Here is a 19,835-nt window from a genome sequence, read left to right as displayed (position 1 = left end):
CTGGTTTACGGTTCCTCTATTGAAATATTATATTATGGGTTCGGTAAGAATTCAACGGTCCATCCGATGCAATCCACCTTTATTAAAATGATCTGTTCTAACGTTCTATATGATAATATGGACCAAGCCGGTCTACCCATATCCCATACAGCCATTCTTTTTCCCGGACAGACAGGGAATCCAGACATAATTCTAATCCGTGGTCTGTTACGGCATGCACAGGACATTTTATCTTACAGTGAAGTTTATTCTGGACAAAATCAAGGCGGACCTTTGAATGAACTGTAAACGGAACTGAATCAGAAAGATTCAGCCATAAGCTTACTTTAGATATCTTTTTAATTACACAAGGATATTTTTCACCTTTAAAAGATATCACCGCAACTTTACCTCCAGGGATCACGCCATATGGTTCGGGTTCAATTCCTGAGACATGATAGGCAGCCCGTACACAGATCAAGAGTCCCGCTAAGTTATAAATGCTCCAGACCATATTAACAGCATATGCTCCCGGACCGATCTGGCCGGATTTCAAGTAAAGGAATCCGCACAGCCACGCGATGATTGTAAAAAATATGAATAAAATGTGAGGGATTACAATGCCGAGTTGAAAATAAGACTTTTCCCTGCCGGCGTGTTTAGGCGTCACAATAAATTCCTTCTTCTGATGGAAAAGTTCTTTTAAAATGGACATCGATATGTGGGGAGCCATCGCCAGATCATAGATATGTGCCCACTTAAGACTTCGGGTGTTGGGTACCAGTGACCAGAAAGCCAGTAAAATCCCTAAATAATAAGGAATGAACATGGCATAGAGCTGGTCGAATGATGCATCAATACTTCTCTGTGAGGTAAAAAGAAACCAGAGAGGACAAAAAAGATATATCATTTTCTGAATGGAAGTAAACCAGTACAGGAAGCCGTTCAAGTATGCAAACTTCTGCCGGATGTCAAGCCCTCCTTCGAAAAATGGCCGGAAATGACGGGCAACCTGCAAATTTCCCCTGCACCAGCGGTCACGCTGTTTGGCCAGGTCGACATAAGTATCGGCAGACAGGCCGAATACCAGCATTTCATTTACAAATATCCCTTTATATCCTATGGACTGCAGGTTCATGCCCATAGCCATATCCTCGGTGATGGCGTTTGTTGGATAATATCCGGCAGCTTTGGCGGCGCTCCGGCGAAAGAGTGCATTTGTACCAACATGCAGAACGGCATTGATGGAGGCAAGCCCATCCTGGATATCACGCATAAAAAAGTCCTGCTCATTTGGAATCTCTTTTTTTAGATTTTGCTGGTACATATCTTTATTATAATAGACCTGGGGTGTCTGAACGAAGGCAGTATTTTCATCTATGAAATAACCGGCTGTCCGCTCTAAAAATCCGGGAGTGCAGACCATATCCGCATCCAGTACGGCAAAGAGTTCCCCATTAGTATGCATGAGGGCATTGTTCAGATTGCCTGCTTTAGCACCATTCCGGTTTTCTCTTGTAAAATAACCAACCTCATACTCACAGCACATCTTTTGCAGATCATCCCGCCTTCCGTCATCACAGACATAGATCCTAAGCCGTGATTTGTCATATCTAAGCCTTTTAGCGGCGATAATTGTCTTTTCAAGAAGCGTAAGAGGTTCATTATAAGTACAGATCAGCACATCTACTGAGGGGAGATTGTTTCCATAATCGGTCAGAGCATGGTCCGGCAGCTTGTTCTTCCTAAAAAACAGATATTGTGTAAAGGCAAACTGAATAAACCCCAAAATCTCGGCGGCCAGAAGGAGAATGCCCAAGATGATACCCGTTACATTATCCTCCGGAATTGTGGTAAAACGCCATAAAAGATAACAGGTGCCTGCCAAGATATTAACGGAGATAAAAAGCCCTTTTCTTTGTTTCCTGTTTCCCATACATAAATAGAGAATCAACAGAGCAGTAATCATTATAATCGTGTACATGTTAAAGACCTCCGCCAGGTTATATTTAACGTATAAAAGGTAGTATATCCTGCCTGTTAAAAAGTATGAAATGGTGTTATTATTAAGATGTCAGATTTGCCATCAGAAAATGTGATGATTGGGAGAAACACTGTCCCTCTTAATCACAGCCCAAAAACTAACCTGGAATTGAAAGCGAACGATAAGGAGTGACATATATGTTGTATTATCCCGGATTTGAGGTAAAAGATATAAACTGGTTGAAGTTTGCCCTTCTATATTTGGATGATTTGCGTCCTATTATCCCAATGATACCATATGGGAGAGAGCATTACCTTGATTCTCTGACTCTCAGGATAATGGATTCAACTGATTTAATAAGGGAATATTGCCCTGATTATAAAGAAGGCAATATCGCTTCATTAAAAGCAATGGAGTATTTTGATAACTATTTAAAAAATCCCAAAATATTTGCCGGTCAATTTAAATCCAGCTATAGACGTGCAGATTTTTTGATCGACAAATGGAAAAATGAATCGCAACAAGATTATGTTTTATACTACGGCAAGTTTTCAAACGCTTTTTATTATTATTGTATAGATGAAGGAATTGCTCACTGCTGTGATGAGGGCATAAAAATCAATGAAGACTTAGCTTTTGTATATATGAGCTTTTTGGCAGAAGTAATTTCTGAAGCAAATCAAATGGAAGCAATAACCGATATTTCTAAATATAACAGTATCATTCTTGGTAATAATACACTGTTAAGTAAAGCCGCTGGTAAAGAACTAAAATATGCTGTAAATAATATAGAACTGAATCTTCCAAATGATATTAGGAAAATCTCTATTAATAAGTTTATCGATCTGAGATCTTCCAAGGAATTCAGACAACTACGCACCGCTTATACAAATGAAATCAAAAACTTAATTGAAGCAAAAGAACAGAAGGATGATGGGTACTCTTTAGAAGACTTACTAAGTTATCAAAAGGAATTTGTGCGATTTTGTCAACAGAGTTTTAATATGTTGGGATCAATTTCCTTAACCGCCTTTGGCATACACCAAATTGCTAACCATAATCTGACTCCCATGGCACTGTTGAGCACCGCAATAGGAGTACATAGAGATCTCAATGCTGTAGTTAAGGCCAAAGAAATAGCCGAGACCTTTAAAGACATACATAATAAACATTTGGCAAGAAAATATGTGGCGGTACTAAGAAAAACCAAATTATAACTGGTATCACATCAAACGCAAAAGCCCCAGAAACGGTATAAATACACCATTTCCAGGGCTCTTTACTATTCAAATTCTGGTGCGGGTTGGGTGGTTAGTTGTAATCGATTTATCAGTTATCTGCTGCGATATAATCACGAATTCTTTTTAAATCAACTGCAACCAGGGGACGGGTCCGTAATTTAAGCATATATTTTCAAAAGTTCAGCTACTTTACCAATTTTTCCTTATAGAAACAAGCATATTCTATATGCAACTTCATAAATTGCGAGATTTTGCGAGATTAAATATCCTCTCAGTAAATTATTCATTTTTGCTTGTATCCTTAATAATATTCTGTTTTAATGTTTCAATAGTTTCCTGATTCTTCTTAAGAATTTCAAGCTGTCGGTATGCTTTTTCTCTTAATTTCTTCAGCCGCTCAATTTTAGGCACTTCTTGTCTTATTAAATCTGCATTCGTATCTTCCAGATTAATAAGTACAACTAATTCCTCTGCTAATGCAAAATCTCTGATATTAGGTGTTTTTCCACTTATCCCTTTTTCATTTCTCCATTGAGCCGCTGTCTTTCCAAACAGAGCCATATTGAGAATATCGGCTTCCGATGCATATGTATAAGCCATTTCCTGCGGAGATAATGTAGGCGTTATCAAAAACTCTTTTACCGCATCTGTATGAATACGATAGTTTATTTTGGAAAGCTCTCTTTTAACATCCCAACCAATCGCAAGTCTGTTCGCTTCGTCTTTCTTTAATCTCTGATAGTCTTTGATGATATAGAGTTTAAATTCAGGGGAAATCCATGACGCAAACTCAAAGGCAATGTCTGTATGAGCATAAGTACCGCCATACCGCCCCGATTTTGATACTATACCTATTGCATCCGTTGCTTTTATCCATTGCTTCGGTGTCAACGTAAACGCATTATCACCCGACTCTGCTTTAAACCTATCGAATTCGATAGGTTTAAAATTCGGATTATGAATCTGCTCCCACTAACCCAAAAATGCGATCGTGGATTGATTACGCATCCAATTGGCAACTACTATAAACGCATTGTCTGGATTTTTATATTTAGCAATATCAGTCAAAGAAATATGGGCTTCCTCGTTTATAACATCGCCAGTCACTCTAATTTCCGTTCCATTAGCATCAATTTTCATGTTTTTCATATAGACTTTACCTTCTCATATTCATACCACCTAACAGCCGGGATTATTCAAACTCGGCGTGTTCTTTGTTGTTCTTAACTATATTTGTTTAATGCTTATGCAAATACACGCTAGTTTTTACTTCAATTACATCAATTATTCTGCCTTACTAATTTTCTGTTGCCAATATGTTGCCACACAACACTTAATTGAGGTACGCTCCTTGAGGAGCAAAGATACAGCATACATAATGTTTCAAACGATATAAATCAGTTTTTATCCCTTTGTTATCATAATGTACTGGTATTGCATCAAACCTCATACCAAAAAACACTTTATTATCTGGCAAACACAAATTAAATGTATAGCTATCATTATTAGCTATTTCCTCTGCATGTAATACCGTATAATCCTTTGTTAAATCGAGCAACCATTTTATTTTGCTAAAAACAATTTTATCTATATAGAGAAATGAATCTGAAATCCCATATTTACTTCCTGATCCCTCCATGATATAAGCCTTGGAAAAAGCTGTATTCATCTGAAATTCTTTTGGGTAATAGGTTATAATTTCTCCTGTCGATGGCGTATACATATAATCGCTATCTATATAATCATATCGTTGACCACATGTTATTACCCCTCGAATACCAGGTAATACCTGCTCTTTTTCAATAGCATTAATTTTAGAAAAATCGTTGATTAATCCGCCTAGAAACTTTCGAACCTCAAACAATGTGTTGGATTCTGTCTTCATTATATCCATCGTATTTATAACACCATCATTTAGAATAAAGCTTTTTCCTAGTCCTAAGGCAGAAACCCCATAAAATCTATCTTTAATCTCCGTAATACGATGTACGTTTATTTCACATCTTGAATTCTCCAAATCCCAGCTTGATTCAACAAATGGCGAACCAAAACCTAACAAATCATACCAACAACAAATACATTCCTTAATCTCATAATTCATGCACTACCCTCACCATCATTTTATCTTTGAATATAATTGGCAGCACTCACACAAAGTAATTCTCAAAATCTAATAGATTACCTCCATATAAAATTGTATATGCAAATCATTTGTTACACAATATTATATTTGATTAACTAGCCTCTTAATTTCTGGGAATTTATTAGTTTCAATATTTCTTGATGCCTGTATTTGACCTTTTAATCTATCCAATTTCTTTTGGTCATTCCCACTTAATTCTTGTCCTTGCAATTTTTTTACCTCTTGAAATCCCTCGAATACTTTTTGCTGCAAACTATTTGGTACTTTTATTTCATGTTTCGCATTAATTATAGCTCCCGTTATAGGAACCGGTTTGCCATGTGAATAGTATTTGACTTTTTTATATTTAGGCTTATGTCCATATTTTCTTAATTTAAAATCAATCTCTTTTACTAATCTATTAACATCGAATGCTTTAATAGAAGAAAACGTCATATCATCAACATATAATGTAAATATGCAACCATGCTCCACTGCCAAACGGTAAATTTCATCAAACATTTGCTCGTATGCGTAATATGCTATCAATTGACTTGTTGGACACCCTGTTGGTATGCCTTGATTGAAAGTAACTATATCTGTACAAATCCCTGCAATATCACCACTCATTTGTAATTTGTTCTTAAAGAATTGATAAACGTATTCTCTTTTACAATTATCATAGAACTTTTTAATGTCAATAGTTAAAAAATAGTTTGATGAAATATGTGCTTTCCCATTATCAATATAACACTTCCCTTTCTCCCCAGAAATCAACCATTGTGGCCTTTCAACCTTTTGGATCAGTTCTAGCACTCGGCTTTGTATCTGCTTTATTCTTCTATTAGGCGCTGTTATGTCTCTTTTTTCTATTCCGTCCTTTTTATCAATTTGAAACTCATGATAACCTACGATTTCTGTTATTTTTTTATATTCTGTATCCTCTAGTCTCAACAATGTTTTTATCTTTTTAGGACTCCTGCATTTATATAAAGCACTTTGCGTGATATTATATCTCTTGGTTTCTTTTCTCATTGTTTCTCCATGTTAGGTGTCATTTTCTCAATCAAATGAACCATCATATTTTTAATGAAAACATCGTTTTTCTTTCCTTTATTAGTTTCATCATATTCTTCAGATAACAATATCAACGAGGAAAGTTTCATCCCATATATTTCAGAATATTTCTTTAGGATATCTAATGACGGTTGTTTTTTGTTATTTTCAATTTCAGAAAGGTAGCTCTTAGATATTTGCAACATTTCACTCATTTCAGATGCCTTGTAACCATAAATTGCCCTTGTTCTTTTTAAAACATCACCTATCATCTTCTTTCCCCTTTCTTCAAAATATATATGTTAAGTCTAATGACTATTTCTCAAAATTAGATAGACCTTTCTGTAGCCTTCCTCTTACTTAAAAATCTGCAATAGATACTGTACAATCTGCGTAAGCATCCACAAAGCTTCAATACCACGAAAGGTCAATTTAAAAATTTTTCCTCTCAGCTTTTTCCACTTCTTTTCAGATTTTTTGTTAGGTTTACGAGGCGCTACCTGAACATCCTGCACGAACAGCTTCTTTTTCATTAAATCATCTCCTTTAGAAGTTAGTAATATAGTTTCTAACCTCCATCCCGAAAGGAGAATGGTGCATACAGAACAGCCTATCTAATTCATTGCGCATCGCCGAGCTTCCCGAGCTCGGCGATGCGTTCGGTGCGGGCGTGCCACGGGTCTTTACGTACCATGCCGGCCCCTAACTGTAGAGTACTCAATTGGTACTCCTCAAGTGCTGACGCACTCCATTTTATGGGATTTTGACCTCAATATGTATGACATATTGTTTAGCTGTATCTATACAATACCAAATCTTTTTTTCTCTGTCAAGAACAAAATTCGCTATTTGCGAATTTTGATTCATATATAACAATAATAAATAGCACAAACAGCATTCTTTCGTTTTCTAATTTGTTAACCAAAATTAAAATAGCTTTTTTACACTATTATCATTCTTATTTATCCTTAATGCCAATATTATAATCTCCATATCTATTATATTCTATCTCCATATCATAATTCCCTATTTTCACCGTTCCTTCATTTACCGGATAGAATAATTTCTTATCCGCATCAAAAATAACAACCCCTTCCACCAATTTACTTTTACTGGCATTAAGTATCTTATATATACACTCATCACAAAACAGCGATTTCATCCTCTGCACACTCACAATACCACGTTCAGACTGAACCGTAGCAGTTCCCACCTTCTGTCCCGGACTTTTCGTAATGCGAATACCCGTCTCACTAATCTCATCGTATCCAAAACTCATTTTTGTTCCACCAGAATCACTATCTGTTTCCTCGCCATTTTCAAATAGATCCAACGAATACAATTCTCCCGTATTGTTACAGAGAAGATATGCCTGCGCCGGATAGTTCTCCATGCAAGTTCTACAGTTTTTAGAAGTATTGGGAATGTATTGAACAGCTTTTTCTGTATCCTGTCCAAACTCGCTCAGTAGCCTCCGACTGGATAAATCAGACTATTCAACCTTTACATCCATGTTTGATATGTTCCGTGCATGGCAGCAAGAAGCCGCCAAACTGGAACGTGGTGAAATCACAAAAGAAGAATATGACCAATGGCGTTACAACTAGCCTAAATTCGATACCTCTCAGCATTTGGTACATCTTCCTTCTCAGGAACTTAGTGATATGCTCGTTGAGGAATTTGAAAAGGAAAGCAAAAAGAAAAAATAAGCAAAAAAACCTTACCGACTTTCAGCTTCATTTCTGAAAATCAGTAAGGTTTCCCTATGTTATTGAAGTATTATTCTTTGAATATAGAGCCAAATGTTGCCAAATCGTTGCCATACGCTAAACAAATATGCTTGCAACCTGCATAAACACTGGACTTTTCAAAGTCATTTCATCACTCAAACTCAATAGTAGCCGGCGGCTTAGGTGACATATCATAGCAAACCCGATTCACATTCTCCACCTCGCCCAATATCCTCTCGGTTATCTTCTCCAGCACATCCCAGTCAACCTTCTCAATCGTAGCAGTCATAGCATCAATTGTATTAATAGCCCTCAGTATCACCATATACTCAAAGCATCTCTCATGATTCTTCATCCCCACAGATTTAAAATCCGGTACAACCGTAAAATACTGCCAAACCTTCTTATCCAGTCCAGCCTTCTCAAACTCTTCTCTCAGAATAGCATCAGACTCCCTGACAGCCTCCAGCCGCTCCCTGGTAATAGCCCCCAGGCACCTCACGCCCAGTCCCGGCCCCGGGAATGGCTGGCGGTATACCATGCTTCCCGGCAGTCCCAGTTCGATACCGCAGGCACGCACTTCATCCTTAAACAGCTGTTTCAGAGGCTCTACAAGCGCAAACTGCAGATCTTCCGGCAATCCCCCAACATTATGATGAGACTTCACCATCTTTGCAGTCTTCGTTCCGCTCTCAATAATATCCGGGTAGATGGTTCCCTGTCCCAGGAATTCAATCCCATCCAGTTTCCGTGCTTCTTCCTCAAATACGCGGATAAATTCCCCGCCGATAATCTTTCTCTTCTCCTCCGGGTCTGCAACTCCTGCAAGTTTATCCAAAAATCTATCCGTTGCATCCACATAAATCAAATTCGCATGAAGCTGATTCTGGAAGACTTCCACAACGCTCTCAGACTCATTTTTCCGCATCAGTCCATGGTTCACGTGGACGCATACCAGCTGCCCGCCAATTGCTTTGATCAAAAGCGCCGCTACTACAGAAGAGTCAACGCCGCCAGAAAGAGCAAGGAGGACTTTCTTATCCCCAACCTGACGCTTCACCAGCTCAACCTGGTCCTCAATAAAGTTCTTCATATTCCAGTTTGCCTCTGCTTTGCACTGGTCGAAGATAAACTCTTTCATCGTCTCATCATCTGGAAGCTCGTCGTACTGCTTTTCACATTTTGCGGTCGGGTGGTCTACGGAAATTACCGGATATCCACACTCGTATAATGCCGGGCTGACATCGACTGCCTGTCCGTCTACAACGCGGTTTTCACCGCCGTTTAATATAATTCCTTTTACATTGTCCAGTGCATTCAGCTCGTCCACGGTAATATCGTGAGGGTGAATCTCACTGTATACGCCAAGGCTGCGGATTTGACGGGCAAGCACAGTATTGTTGGTACTTCCCAGGTCCAGAATAACAATCATGTCCTGTTTCATTTGTTTTCCTCTCTTTCTTATACCATGAACCGGAACCGGATTCCCCTGTGGATTCCGGCCCATAATATATTCGTTCGTTTTTTCCATATTTTTTTGATGAGTCAGGCATACAAATTATTATAAACAGTTTCTTCTGTATGCAGAACCGGCTCATGAATGCAAGGCCAAAAGTATTTCCTGCGGCCCCATACCTTTTTATTATAACTGAACACGCCTTTATTTTCCATCTAAGAAATAGAAATAGCACATATTTTTGTTACTGTTCACGGAGCCGTGTACCCCGCTGCGGGGCATCCGCGCGAATAAAGTGATGGGGGTGGGCATCTGGCTCCCCGCCACAGACTACTTTTAATGAGCCAGATACCGTTACTATGCACCGCTCATAGGCCCGTGAATAGTAACATATTTTTCTCTCTGCATATAATAATTAAAATTGTATTTTGTCAGGAGTTTCAATATGGAATATCCCCAATACGATTACGCGGTCATCGGCGGAGATATGCGGCAGGTATATCTGGCGGAGGAACTGGCCCACCATCAGAACCGTGTATGTCACTATGCCCTGATGGCAGCGCCGGATGAGCGCAGATACTCCGATGCCTCCTTTGTAGCCGGAGTTTCCGGGCTGAAAGAAGCCTGTGCCGGATCCCGGTGTGTTATCGGTCCGATTCCGCTCAGCAAAAATGGGCGTGATATCAGTCAGAACGCACTGGACGGCTGTCTGCATCTGGATGCACTGCTCACCGCGCTGCGCCCCGGATGCCATTTCTTTTCGGGCTGTATCCCGGAAGCCTTCAGGGATGCCGCGCTGGAAAAAGGTGTTTCTGTTCATGATCTGATGGAACACACTTCCCTCGCTTACTACAATACGATTGCAACCGCGGAGGGCGCCCTGTGCGAGGCTATTTCCAGAAGCCCCCAGAATCTCCGCCAGAGCAGCTGTGCTGTTCTGGGATATGGAAAATGCGGCCGCACACTTGTCCAGTATCTGAAGGCAATGTGCTGTCATGTCTTTGTCTGTACCGATAATGAGCAGGAATGTGCCCAGGCCTCTGTTGCGGCAGACGGTTCCGTAACCCTGGACACTTTGCCGAAACGCACGGGTAGCTTTGATTTTATTTTTAATACGATTCCTGCCCCTGTCGTTACTGCGGAGGTGCTTGGCAATCTGAAAAGTTCCGCCACGATCATTGATATTGCATCTGCCCCCGGCGGAGTCGACTATAAAGAGGCACAGAAGCTTGGAGTCAACGCGGTTCTGTGTCCCGGACTGCCCGGAAAATATGCCCCTTCCTCCTCGGCGAAGGCGGTAAAAGAAACCATCGAATCCCTGCTCTCCCAAGAGGAACTGACTCAAATTAATAAGGAGTGATTGAATATGTCTTTAGAAGGAAAAACCATTGGAGTGGCCCTGACCGGCTCCTTCTGCACCTATGAGAAAGTATTTGTCGGAATTCAGAGTCTGGTAGACGAAGGTGCCCTGGTCCAGACCATTTTTTCCGACGCCTCAAGCAGCATTGACAGCCGCTTTGGCAGAGCGGAAACGTTTATTGAAAGAGCTGAGGACATCACGGGGGTCCATCCCATGATGACGATATCCGAAGCAGAGCCGATCGGCCCCGGCAGTCTGCTGGATATCCTCGTGCTTTTCCCCTGTACCGGAAACACGATTGCCAAACTGGCAAACGGCATCACCGATACCCCTGTCCTGATGGCGGCAAAGGCCCACCTCAGGAATAACAAACCGCTTCTCATCTCCATTTCCACCAACGATGCCCTGGGCATGAACATGAAAAATATCGGCCTCCTGCTGAATGCCAAAAATATCTATTTCATCCCGTTCGGCCAGGATAATCCGAAGAAAAAACCAAACTCCATGATCGCACACACGGAGCTTCTCATTCCCGCTCTGGAAGCCGCTTTAGAAGGACGCCAGTATCAGCCTGTCATCCGGTAAAGCGAAGGGCACCCTGTCATAATCTGAATTGTCTGGAAGAAGATATGACATTTATATGAAAAAGGAGAAGAAAAAATGTGTGGAATTGCCGGATTTTTTAACCCTTACATGGATTACAAAACAGAGGAACTAAAGTGGAAACATATACTGGAGGAAATGAACCGCGCCCAGAAGCGCAGAGGGCCCGACGATGAGGGTACTTATCTGAGTCCGATCTGTGCTCTGGCACATGTAAGGCTGGAGATCATCGACCTGAAGACCGGGCATCAGCCCATGATCCGCAGGACACAGGGCCGTGAATGTGCGATTGTATTTAACGGAGAAATATACAACATGGCGGAGCTGAAGGCAGAACTCATCCTGGAGGGCGCCGATTTTCGTACGTCCAGCGATACAGAAGTCGTTCTGACAGGTTATATGCTCCACGGAAAAGATTATATCCAAAAGCTGAACGGCATCTTCGCCATTGCACTGTGGGACTCTGTTCCCCAGGAACTCTACCTGTTCCGCGACAGGCTTGGCATTAAACCGCTGTTTTACACCATGACAGGGAAAACGCTTGTATTCTCCTCGGAAATCAAAGGACTGTTTGCCTATCCCGGTGTTGAACCGGTGCTGGACGCAAGCGGACTCTGTGAAGTCTTTGCCCTGGGGCCTGCCAAATCATACGGCAAGGGTGTTTTTAAAGATGTTCTGGAAGTCCTCCCCGGCCAGTGCATCACCTTCGACAGAACTTCCTGCACGGAGGAATTCTACTGGAAACTGGAGAGCCGCCCCCATGAGGATTCCATGGAGAAAACCATCGAAAAAACCGCATGGCTTGTAGAGGATGCAGTCAAGAAGCAGATGCTCTCAGACATTCCCATCAGTACCTTTCTGTCCGGCGGCGTAGACAGCAGCCTGGTCACTGCAATCTGTGCCAGAGAGCTGAAAAAGCAGGGAAAGCTGCTGAACACTTTTTCCTTTGATTTTGTGGGCAACAACCGTTACTTCCAGTCCAACTCCTTCCAGCCCAGCCAGGACCGGCCTTATGTGGATAAGATGGTTGAATTTGCAGGCACCAGCCACAGATATCTGGAATGCTCAAACCAGGACCAGCTGGACTGCCTGTACAAAGCCGTGGATGCCAGGGATCTGCCCTGTATGGCAGATGTGGAATCATCCATGCTGTATTTCTGCTCCCAGGTGAAGGACTTCAACAAGGTGACCATGACCGGAGAATGCGCGGATGAAATTTTCGGCGGCTACCCCTGGTTCCACAACAAGGAGGCTTTTGAGACCGATGCCTTCCCCTGGTCCAGAAGTATGGAGCCCAGACAGACGCTCCTGGATGACAGCCTGATCCAGGACCTGCACATGGAAGAATACGCCCATGCCGCTTATGAGAAAACAATCCACGAGACACCACTCCTTGCGGAAGACACACCGGAAGAAAAAAGACGCCGTGAAATCGCCTGGCTCAACCTGCGCTGGTTCATGGTTACCCTGCTCGACCGGATGGACCGCACCAGTATGTACAACGGACTGGAAGCCCGGGTTCCCCTGGCAGACCACCGGATCGTAGAATATATCTTCAATGTTCCCTGGCAGATGAAGTGCCCGGACGGCATCGTAAAAGGCCTTCTCCGACATGCAGGGGAAGGACTCCTCCCAAAAGAAATCCTCTGGCGGAAAAAGAGCCCCTACCCAAAGACCTACGATCCCGCATATGAAAACCTGCTTGGTGACCAGCTGAAAGAAGTCCTGGCTGATCCCAATGCCCCGATCCGATCCCTGCTGGATACCAAAAAAGTCCACGCATTTATGAACAGCCCGTCCGACTACGGAAAACCATGGTATGGACAGCTCATGGCCGGTCCCCAGATGCTGGCCTATATGCTCCAGGTCAATTACTGGCTGGATCGTTATAAAATCAGCCTTTAAAAGACAACCACAGGAAAATAAAGACAGGAGCTACCGGCCAACTGCCGGTAGCTCCTGTCTTTATAAATAAACTAATTGTTAAAACGTTCTTCGTTCATCCTCACACAAAACACAAAATTATGTAACGCTGCCCGCCACATAGCTCCCGCCCTAAATTGCTGCGTGAATTGCTACATAAACTGCCACATGAACTACCGCCTGATATCATTCACGCTGTCATAGTTTAAGTCCGTAGACTGCCGGATGACAATCTGGGCTCGATAGTCAGGATTCAGGCCGGATGGATCGATTTCTTTTTTGAAAATCAGCGAATACAGACATTCTACAGCCTGCTTTCCCATGTCTTTAATGGGAAGTGAAATGGTCGTCAATGAAGGATGTGACATGGCTGCCATAGGCAGATCATCAAAACCAGTCACAGCCACGTCATCGGGTGTTTTTATTCTGTTCTGGTGGCAGTATTTGATACTTCCGAACGCAAAAATATCCGCCTCCGTTACGATTGCATCGGGTCTTTCTGACGATTGATACATGTTCTGAGTGCCGAAATACCCCGTTTCCACATTGTACGGTCCATGGAAAATAAAATCAGGCCGGATCTCCAGACGGTTCTCTTCCATTGCCCTGAGATATCCATTCTTCTTTGACCTGGACGTGACACTGTCCTCGGGCGCCCCTATATATCCGATTGACTTCCGCCCTATGGAAATAAGATAATTGGTGATTTTATAAATCCCTTCTTCGACATCGACTAAAAGATTGATATCTGCCTTCTTGTCCGCTTTCCAGTTCAGGGCAACTATAGGCTGCTTCTTCCACTGGTGTCTTAGAAAGGAGATCACGTTGTCATCATCCGGAAAACAGACAATGATACCGTCCACATGCCGTATAAGTGATGAAAACGTAGAAAAGCGTTCATTCGGTTCGTCATTCGTCTTCTTGATTGATGAAATCGTCTGTAAGACAACGATGTACCCCACCTTGGCCGCCTGCGACTGGATGATACTGAATAGTTCAGCGAAAAACGGGTTTGTTACATTCGGACTGATGACCGCGATCATGCCTGTCCGGCCGGTGCGAAGCGATTGTGCCTGGGCGCTTGGTACATAATTTAATTCTTTAATTGCTTTCTCAATTCTGGTCTTTGTATCCGGTCTTACACTATCGGGATTTTTCAAATATTTAGACACAACCGAGACAGAAAGTCCGGCGGTTTCAGCAACATCTTTTATAACAGCCAAGAGAATCCCCCCTAATTATCGTTTTTTACCCTTTGGTGATTCATATGATACTTCACTAATTTGGAGAAGTCAATCAAAAACAAAAAACTGTATATTATCACTAAAAACGACACAGATTAATGTAGCACATTGCATAATTGACAAACGTGTATCGATACACGTATAATGAATTTAATCCATTTGGAACACGATAACTAGTTACGGATATTTAAAAATCAAGGAGGAAAAGAGGATATGGAAAAAGAATTTTTAGCCCATGTTGTACCTCACACTCACTGGGACAGAGAATGGTATTTTACTTTTGAAGAATTCCGGTATCGTCTGGGAAAGATGATGTCCCGTCTTTTAGATCTGATGAATGACAACACGATTGAGTATTTTATCGCTGACGGACATACGCTGATGATCGATGATTATCTTGAAGTTTGTCCCGAACGTGAAGAGGAAGTCCGTAAGCTGATCAGCGAAGGCAGACTTCTGCTTGGTCCCTGGTATACACAGCCAAACGTATATATGTCCGATGCCGAAGCGCAGGTGCGCAACCTGCTCCGCGGAAAAGAAGAGATGTTAAAGTACGCAGACACCATGGAAATGGCTTCCATTAATTACATGCCCGACATGTTTGGATACCACGCTCAGCTGCCCCAGATGATGAAACAGTTTGGTATGACACATCTTATTGGTGCAAGGGGGATGCCGAACGGCTGTCCCAATTATTTTAAATGGGAAGGCACAGACGGCACAAAGGTCATGGTATGCTGCATGCCAAACAGTTACAACAATGGTATGGCATTATCTGACAGAGAGGAAGCCATCGGAATTCCTGCACTGGGTGACCAGGTGATCCTGCCTTCACTGCAGACTCAGCTCAATGTAATCTTTGAAGATAACGACGAGCGCAAAAGAGCCATCGCACCACAGCTGCTGATTCTCAACGGTGTTGACCATATGTGGGCAAACCCCAGAATGAAAGAAACACTGGCTAAGATCTCCGAGCTTTATCCGGACGTTACTGCAGTACAGAGTACTTTTGCAAAATACATTCAAAGCGTTGAGGATACATTAACCCAGGAACCGGCTTTATATCAGGGCGAATTGCGTGACCCCCGCCAGATCTTGATTCTGCCGGCATCTCAATCTACCAGAATGGACGTGAAAAAGTTCAATCGAAGGCTGGAAGATAAACTGGAATTCCAGGTGGAACCACTGATGGCCTGTCTGCAGAGCCTTGGCGAAGAAGAACTTCCCTTTGCATTCCTGAAAAAAGCCTGGGAATATATGCTGACCAATCAGGCCCATGACAGTCTTTGCTGCGCAATGCCGGATCCCGCCTACCGGGAAGTTATGACACGGTTTGAAAAAGCGGAGCAGATTACAGAAGAGATGCATACAGAATTAGCACAGCGCCTGTTCCGCAGAATGAAAGGAGTAACGGACGAGGCAGTTATGATCTATAACCCCCTGCCTCATAAGCGAAACGAAACCATCACATTTGAAATTACTGTTGCCGACAAAGAGGCATATAAGAATACGCAGCCTCATTTATATGATGCCGGTACCGAACTTCCGGTTTTCGTTCAGAAAGTCCGTAAAAACACGCTGCTGAAATATGTTCCGGCGAATGGTTATACAACCGAGATTCCGGTTTTGATTTATACCGTAACAGCAAACTTTGAAAACATCCCGGCACTGGGATACAAAACATATGAGATTCGTTACGCAAAGCCCCATACAAAACCGGTCGAGGGTATTGTAAAAGGCCTCACAACACTGGATAACAAATATCTCACAGTTGAGGTCAACAGTGACGGAACTCTGGATGTGACAGACAAGAAAACAGGCAAAATTTACAGACAGATCCATCGTTTCTACGATGAAGGGGAAAACGGCTGCGGCTTTATGCATATCCCGCCCGTCGGGGATGCCATGTTTGTCAGCTCAGGCAGGGACATGGATCTGGAAATTGTCGAAAATAATGCCTGCCAGGGGATCATCCGGATCAGGCAGACATTCCGTATACCAAAAAGCATTGCACCTGACGAACAGTCCAGAAGCACAGAGCTTGCTGAGACAAAGATTGTTACCGATGTGATCCTTGGGAAAGACAGCCGCAGTGTAGAGTTTGAAACAGTCATCGATAATCAGGCAAAGGACCACCGCCTGCGCGTGGCATTTCCAACGGATATCGACAGTGATGAGACTTATTCGGGTCTGCCATTTGATGTAATCACCCGCCCGGTTCAGCCGGAAAATGTGAATGATATTGAACCAGGCTCCAATGAAGCTTATGTGGGCTACCATCCCATGTTTGATTTCTGCGGCATTACAGACCAGACTGCAGGGGCTGCCGTTGCGGGAGACGGCATTACAGAATTCGAAGTACTGCCGATGCGCCGCACCGTATCCATCACTTTAATAAGAGCCGTAGATCACTTACATGTGGGTGCCATGAGATATGGGGATAAATTCAAAATGAACGCGGCCCAGATGATTGGAGAACACTCCTACCGCTATGCTTTTCTACCCCATGACGGAGGCTATGAAGCCGTACTGGATAAAGTACAGGAATTCCGCCATCCGTTATGCACGGTACAAAGAGATTTCCTGGAGGAAGAATCTCTGGCGGATTATAAGGCGCCAAAGCAGAATCTGGGGTTAGAACATTCCTTTATTAATATAGAAGGAACGGTATTATTCTCAGCATTAAAACCGGCCGAGGATCAGAAAGGAATGATTCTGAGAGTGTACAATCCTCTCACCGCAAAAACGGATGCCGCGATTCAGCTGAATGACAATAACGGCGGTTATTCTGTTGAAAAAGTCAACCTGGATGAAACCAGGATCGAAGAGATTGAAACAGAACAGGGGAGATTCTCAATGAGTTTTGAACCAAAAGAAATAGTAAGTTTTAGAATATATAAATAGAAAGAAGACAGGGACAAGATGAAACGATCAGAATTAAATAACATTATAGAAAACGAAATTGAATTTATCAACAAAATGAATTTCAAGCTGCCTCCATTTGCATTCTGGGATAAGGAGGAATGGGCAAAAAAAGACGAGCGTTATAAAGAAATCAAAGATAATATGCTGGGCTGGGATATCACAGACTTTGGACATGGAGATTATGAAAAAATCGGCCTGCTGATGTTTACAATCCGCAATGGTTCTCTGGAAAGCGACGAGTACTCCAAGCCATATGCAGAAAAGCTTTTGATCTCCCATGAAAACCAGGTGACTCCGTATCATTTCCACAGGCAGAAAATGGAGGATATCATTAACAGAGGCGGGGGCAACCTCATTGTAAAAGTCTACAATGCCACCAAGGACGAAACACTGGATGAAACCTCAGAGGTCACTGTCTATAAAGACGGTTTCACAGACACCATTCCGGCGGGCAGCACGATCCGCCTTCAGCCAGGGGAAAGCATTACCATTCAGCCGGGGCTGTATCACAGCTTCTGGGGAGAAGAAGGACATGGAACCGTATTAGTCGGAGAAGTCTCCAAGGTGAATGATGACAGGACGGACAATCGTTTTCTCGAAGAAACGGGAAGATTTCCGGCGATTGAGGAAGATGAAGAACCCTTATATCTGCTGTACCAGGACTATTCAGATATGGAGGCCGATAAGTAGTAATAACAGATGTGGCACATGAATATAACGGTTCAGACCTGTCTGAACTGTTACACATGAATACATATTGAACGGATACACTAACAGAAACTCTTGCCTCAGAAGATGAGGCCGACAAATAGAGTGTTTAATCAAAAAGGAGGAACAGGAATGAAAAACAGTAAAAAGGTTATGGCAGGATTGCTGGCAGCAAGCATGGTTATCGGAATGGCAGGATGCGGCTCTAATAAAGACGCCGATACATCTGATGCGGATTCCGGCAAAAAAGACAATGGTGGGAAACTCTCTGTTGCAATCTGGGACCCGCCGCAGGAGGAAGGTCTGAAACAGATCCTGGCAGATTTTAAAGAGGAAACCGGAATTGATACAGAGATTCAGGTCATGGGCTTCAACGAATACTGGACGCTGCTTGAAGCCGGAGCGGAAGGCGGTTCACTGCCGGATGTCTTCTGGATGAATTCAAATGAGAGTGAGCGTTACAGCTCAAACGGCATGCTGATGGACCTGACTGAAAGAATCGAAGAAAGTGATAAGATTGATCCCGAGAACTATCCGGAAGACCTGATGGATATCTACACTTACGAAGACAAGTATTATGCAATTCCAAAAGATATCGATACCATTGCCATGTGGTATAACAAGGCAATCTTCGATGAGGCAGGGGTGGAATATCCTACCGCCGACTGGACCTGGGATGATTATTATGAAATAGCTAAAAAACTGACAAAAGACGATGGATCTGTATACGGAACGGTAATCGGCAGCGCTTACGCACAGCCCGGATACTATAACCTCATTTTCGCAAAAAACGGTTATGTAATCTCTGATGATAAAAAGAAATCCGGCTGGGATAACCCAACCACAATTGAGTCCATGCAGTTCTTTGAAAACATGCTGAAAGACGGTATTATGCCGTCACAGGAAATCATGGCTGAAGTAGGTGAAGTGGGCCTGTTCCAGTCCGGAAAAGCAGCCATGGTTCCGTTTGGTTCCTGGATGATCGGCGATTTCAAGAAAAACGAATACATGCTGGAAAACACAGATGTTGTAGAACTTCCAAAAGATGCAGAGACCGGAAGACGTGTGTCAATCTACAACGGCATCAGCTGGGCCGTTTCAGCGAATACCTCCATGCCGGATGAAGCATGGCAGCTTGTGGAATATCTGGGTTCTAAAGAGGGACAGGAAAAACAGGCTGAACTTGGCATTACATTAAGCGCATACAAGGGAACTACCGACAAATGGATCAACAGCGCTCCGGATTACAACCTGCAGGCATACATCAATATGACCGAAGATACCGTAATCAGACCATATTCAAGGAATTCAACTGTTTGGGAGAATTCGAATCAGGACTGGTTCAGAAAAGCCTGGTCACAGGAGATTTCGATGGAGGAGGCCTGCAAGGGAGCGGCAAAAGATATGAATGACCTGCTGGCAGAAGAATAACAGCAAGACCGGTTCTGTAACGGCAAAACAGCTCCCTTGACTCTAAATATCTTTAAGATTAAAGTGGAGTCTC

17 protein-coding genes are annotated in these 19,835 nt (G+C 42.8%); 7 read left to right on the top strand and 10 right to left on the bottom strand.

The features are described 5' to 3' along the window. Positions 1-97: 97 nt before the first annotated feature. Complete coding sequence (locus HMPREF0240_RS11755; protein ID WP_050794536.1) at positions 98-1,963, bottom strand: glycosyltransferase; 1,866 nt, start codon at positions 1,961-1,963, stop codon at positions 98-100. Positions 1,964-2,160: 197 nt separating this feature from the next. Between HMPREF0240_RS11755 and HMPREF0240_RS11750 the strand changes: the two genes are divergently transcribed. Next, positions 2,161-3,180, top strand: a complete 1,020-nt coding sequence (locus HMPREF0240_RS11750; RefSeq protein WP_009003628.1) for a hypothetical protein — start codon at positions 2,161-2,163, stop codon at positions 3,178-3,180. Between the two features lie 303 nt (positions 3,181-3,483). Here the strand turns inward: HMPREF0240_RS11750 and HMPREF0240_RS11745 are convergent, their stop codons facing one another. The 8 genes from HMPREF0240_RS11745 to guaA all read right to left on the bottom strand — a co-directional run bounded on the left by HMPREF0240_RS11745 (position 3,484) and on the right by guaA (position 9,556). Then, the gene (locus HMPREF0240_RS11745) at positions 3,484-4,095 is read right to left on the bottom strand and encodes a KilA-N domain-containing protein (RefSeq protein ID WP_347462588.1); all 612 of its coding nucleotides are present in this window, start codon (positions 4,093-4,095) and stop codon (positions 3,484-3,486) included. Positions 4,096-4,176: 81 nt separating this feature from the next. Further along, positions 4,177-4,353 (bottom strand): hypothetical protein, encoded by a 177-nt coding sequence (locus tag HMPREF0240_RS25320; protein ID WP_347462587.1) that lies wholly within the window; start codon positions 4,351-4,353, stop codon positions 4,177-4,179. 184 nt (positions 4,354-4,537) lie between these two features. Further along, positions 4,538-5,305 carry a hypothetical protein gene (locus HMPREF0240_RS11740; protein ID WP_009003627.1) on the bottom strand — a complete coding sequence of 256 codons (768 nt, stop codon included), beginning with the start codon at positions 5,303-5,305 and terminating at the stop codon, positions 4,538-4,540. A 123-nt stretch (positions 5,306-5,428) separates the two neighbouring features. Next, complete coding sequence (locus HMPREF0240_RS11735; protein ID WP_009003626.1) at positions 5,429-6,361, bottom strand: reverse transcriptase family protein; 933 nt, start codon at positions 6,359-6,361, stop codon at positions 5,429-5,431. Next, positions 6,358-6,654 carry a helix-turn-helix transcriptional regulator gene (locus HMPREF0240_RS11730; protein WP_009003625.1) on the bottom strand — a complete coding sequence of 99 codons (297 nt, stop codon included), beginning with the start codon at positions 6,652-6,654 and terminating at the stop codon, positions 6,358-6,360. Before HMPREF0240_RS11730 ends, HMPREF0240_RS11735 begins: the two co-directional genes overlap by 4 nt. Before the next feature lie 84 nt (positions 6,655-6,738). Continuing rightward, entirely contained in the window at positions 6,739-6,915 is a 177-nt protein-coding gene (locus HMPREF0240_RS24355; RefSeq protein WP_009003624.1) for a hypothetical protein, read from the bottom strand. 425 nt (positions 6,916-7,340) lie between these two features. Next, positions 7,341-7,715, bottom strand: a complete 375-nt coding sequence (locus HMPREF0240_RS11725; RefSeq protein WP_148486327.1) for a hypothetical protein — start codon at positions 7,713-7,715, stop codon at positions 7,341-7,343. A 548-nt stretch (positions 7,716-8,263) separates the two neighbouring features. Then, a complete protein-coding gene (guaA, locus tag HMPREF0240_RS11720; protein WP_009003622.1) occupies positions 8,264-9,556 on the bottom strand; it encodes a glutamine-hydrolyzing GMP synthase in 1,293 nt (430 codons plus the stop codon). A 457-nt stretch (positions 9,557-10,013) separates the two neighbouring features. Here guaA and HMPREF0240_RS11715 point away from each other — a divergent pair, with 457 nt between their 5' ends. The 3 genes from HMPREF0240_RS11715 (at position 10,014) to asnB (ending at position 13,436) form a co-directional block, all read left to right on the top strand. After that, positions 10,014-10,928 carry a dipicolinate synthase subunit DpsA gene (locus HMPREF0240_RS11715; protein ID WP_009003621.1) on the top strand — a complete coding sequence of 305 codons (915 nt, stop codon included), beginning with the start codon at positions 10,014-10,016 and terminating at the stop codon, positions 10,926-10,928. A gap of 6 nt (positions 10,929-10,934) precedes the next feature. After that, positions 10,935-11,513, top strand: coding sequence for a dipicolinate synthase subunit B (locus HMPREF0240_RS11710; RefSeq protein WP_009003620.1), 579 nt, complete (start codon positions 10,935-10,937; stop codon positions 11,511-11,513). A gap of 75 nt (positions 11,514-11,588) precedes the next feature. Beyond that, positions 11,589-13,436: an asparagine synthase (glutamine-hydrolyzing) gene (gene asnB, locus HMPREF0240_RS11705; protein WP_009003619.1), complete on the top strand. Its 1,848-nt coding sequence runs from the start codon at positions 11,589-11,591 to the stop codon at positions 13,434-13,436. Between the two features lie 191 nt (positions 13,437-13,627). Here asnB and HMPREF0240_RS11700 read toward each other — a convergent pair whose 3' ends face one another. Then, positions 13,628-14,677: a LacI family DNA-binding transcriptional regulator gene (locus HMPREF0240_RS11700; RefSeq protein ID WP_035313156.1), complete on the bottom strand. Its 1,050-nt coding sequence runs from the start codon at positions 14,675-14,677 to the stop codon at positions 13,628-13,630. 234 nt (positions 14,678-14,911) lie between these two features. On the opposite strand from HMPREF0240_RS11700, the gene HMPREF0240_RS11695 reads away from it, so the two are divergent. The 3 genes from HMPREF0240_RS11695 to HMPREF0240_RS11685 all read left to right on the top strand — a co-directional run bounded on the left by HMPREF0240_RS11695 (position 14,912) and on the right by HMPREF0240_RS11685 (position 19,762). Further along, positions 14,912-17,602 (top strand): glycoside hydrolase family 38 C-terminal domain-containing protein, encoded by a 2,691-nt coding sequence (locus HMPREF0240_RS11695; RefSeq protein WP_009003617.1) that lies wholly within the window; start codon positions 14,912-14,914, stop codon positions 17,600-17,602. Positions 17,603-17,620: 18 nt separating this feature from the next. Then, positions 17,621-18,313: a D-lyxose/D-mannose family sugar isomerase gene (locus HMPREF0240_RS11690; RefSeq protein ID WP_009003616.1), complete on the top strand. Its 693-nt coding sequence runs from the start codon at positions 17,621-17,623 to the stop codon at positions 18,311-18,313. A 150-nt stretch (positions 18,314-18,463) separates the two neighbouring features. Next, complete coding sequence (locus tag HMPREF0240_RS11685; protein ID WP_198137791.1) at positions 18,464-19,762, top strand: sugar ABC transporter substrate-binding protein; 1,299 nt, start codon at positions 18,464-18,466, stop codon at positions 19,760-19,762. Positions 19,763-19,835 lie beyond the last annotated feature (73 nt).

Origin of the sequence: Clostridium sp. D5 (genome assembly GCF_000190355.1) — a bacterium.
Lineage (GTDB): Bacteria > Bacillota > Clostridia > Lachnospirales > Lachnospiraceae > Faecalicatena > Faecalicatena fissicatena_A.
The sequence above is the reverse complement of the archived record's forward strand: the minus strand, read 5'-3'. Positions and strand labels throughout refer to the sequence as shown.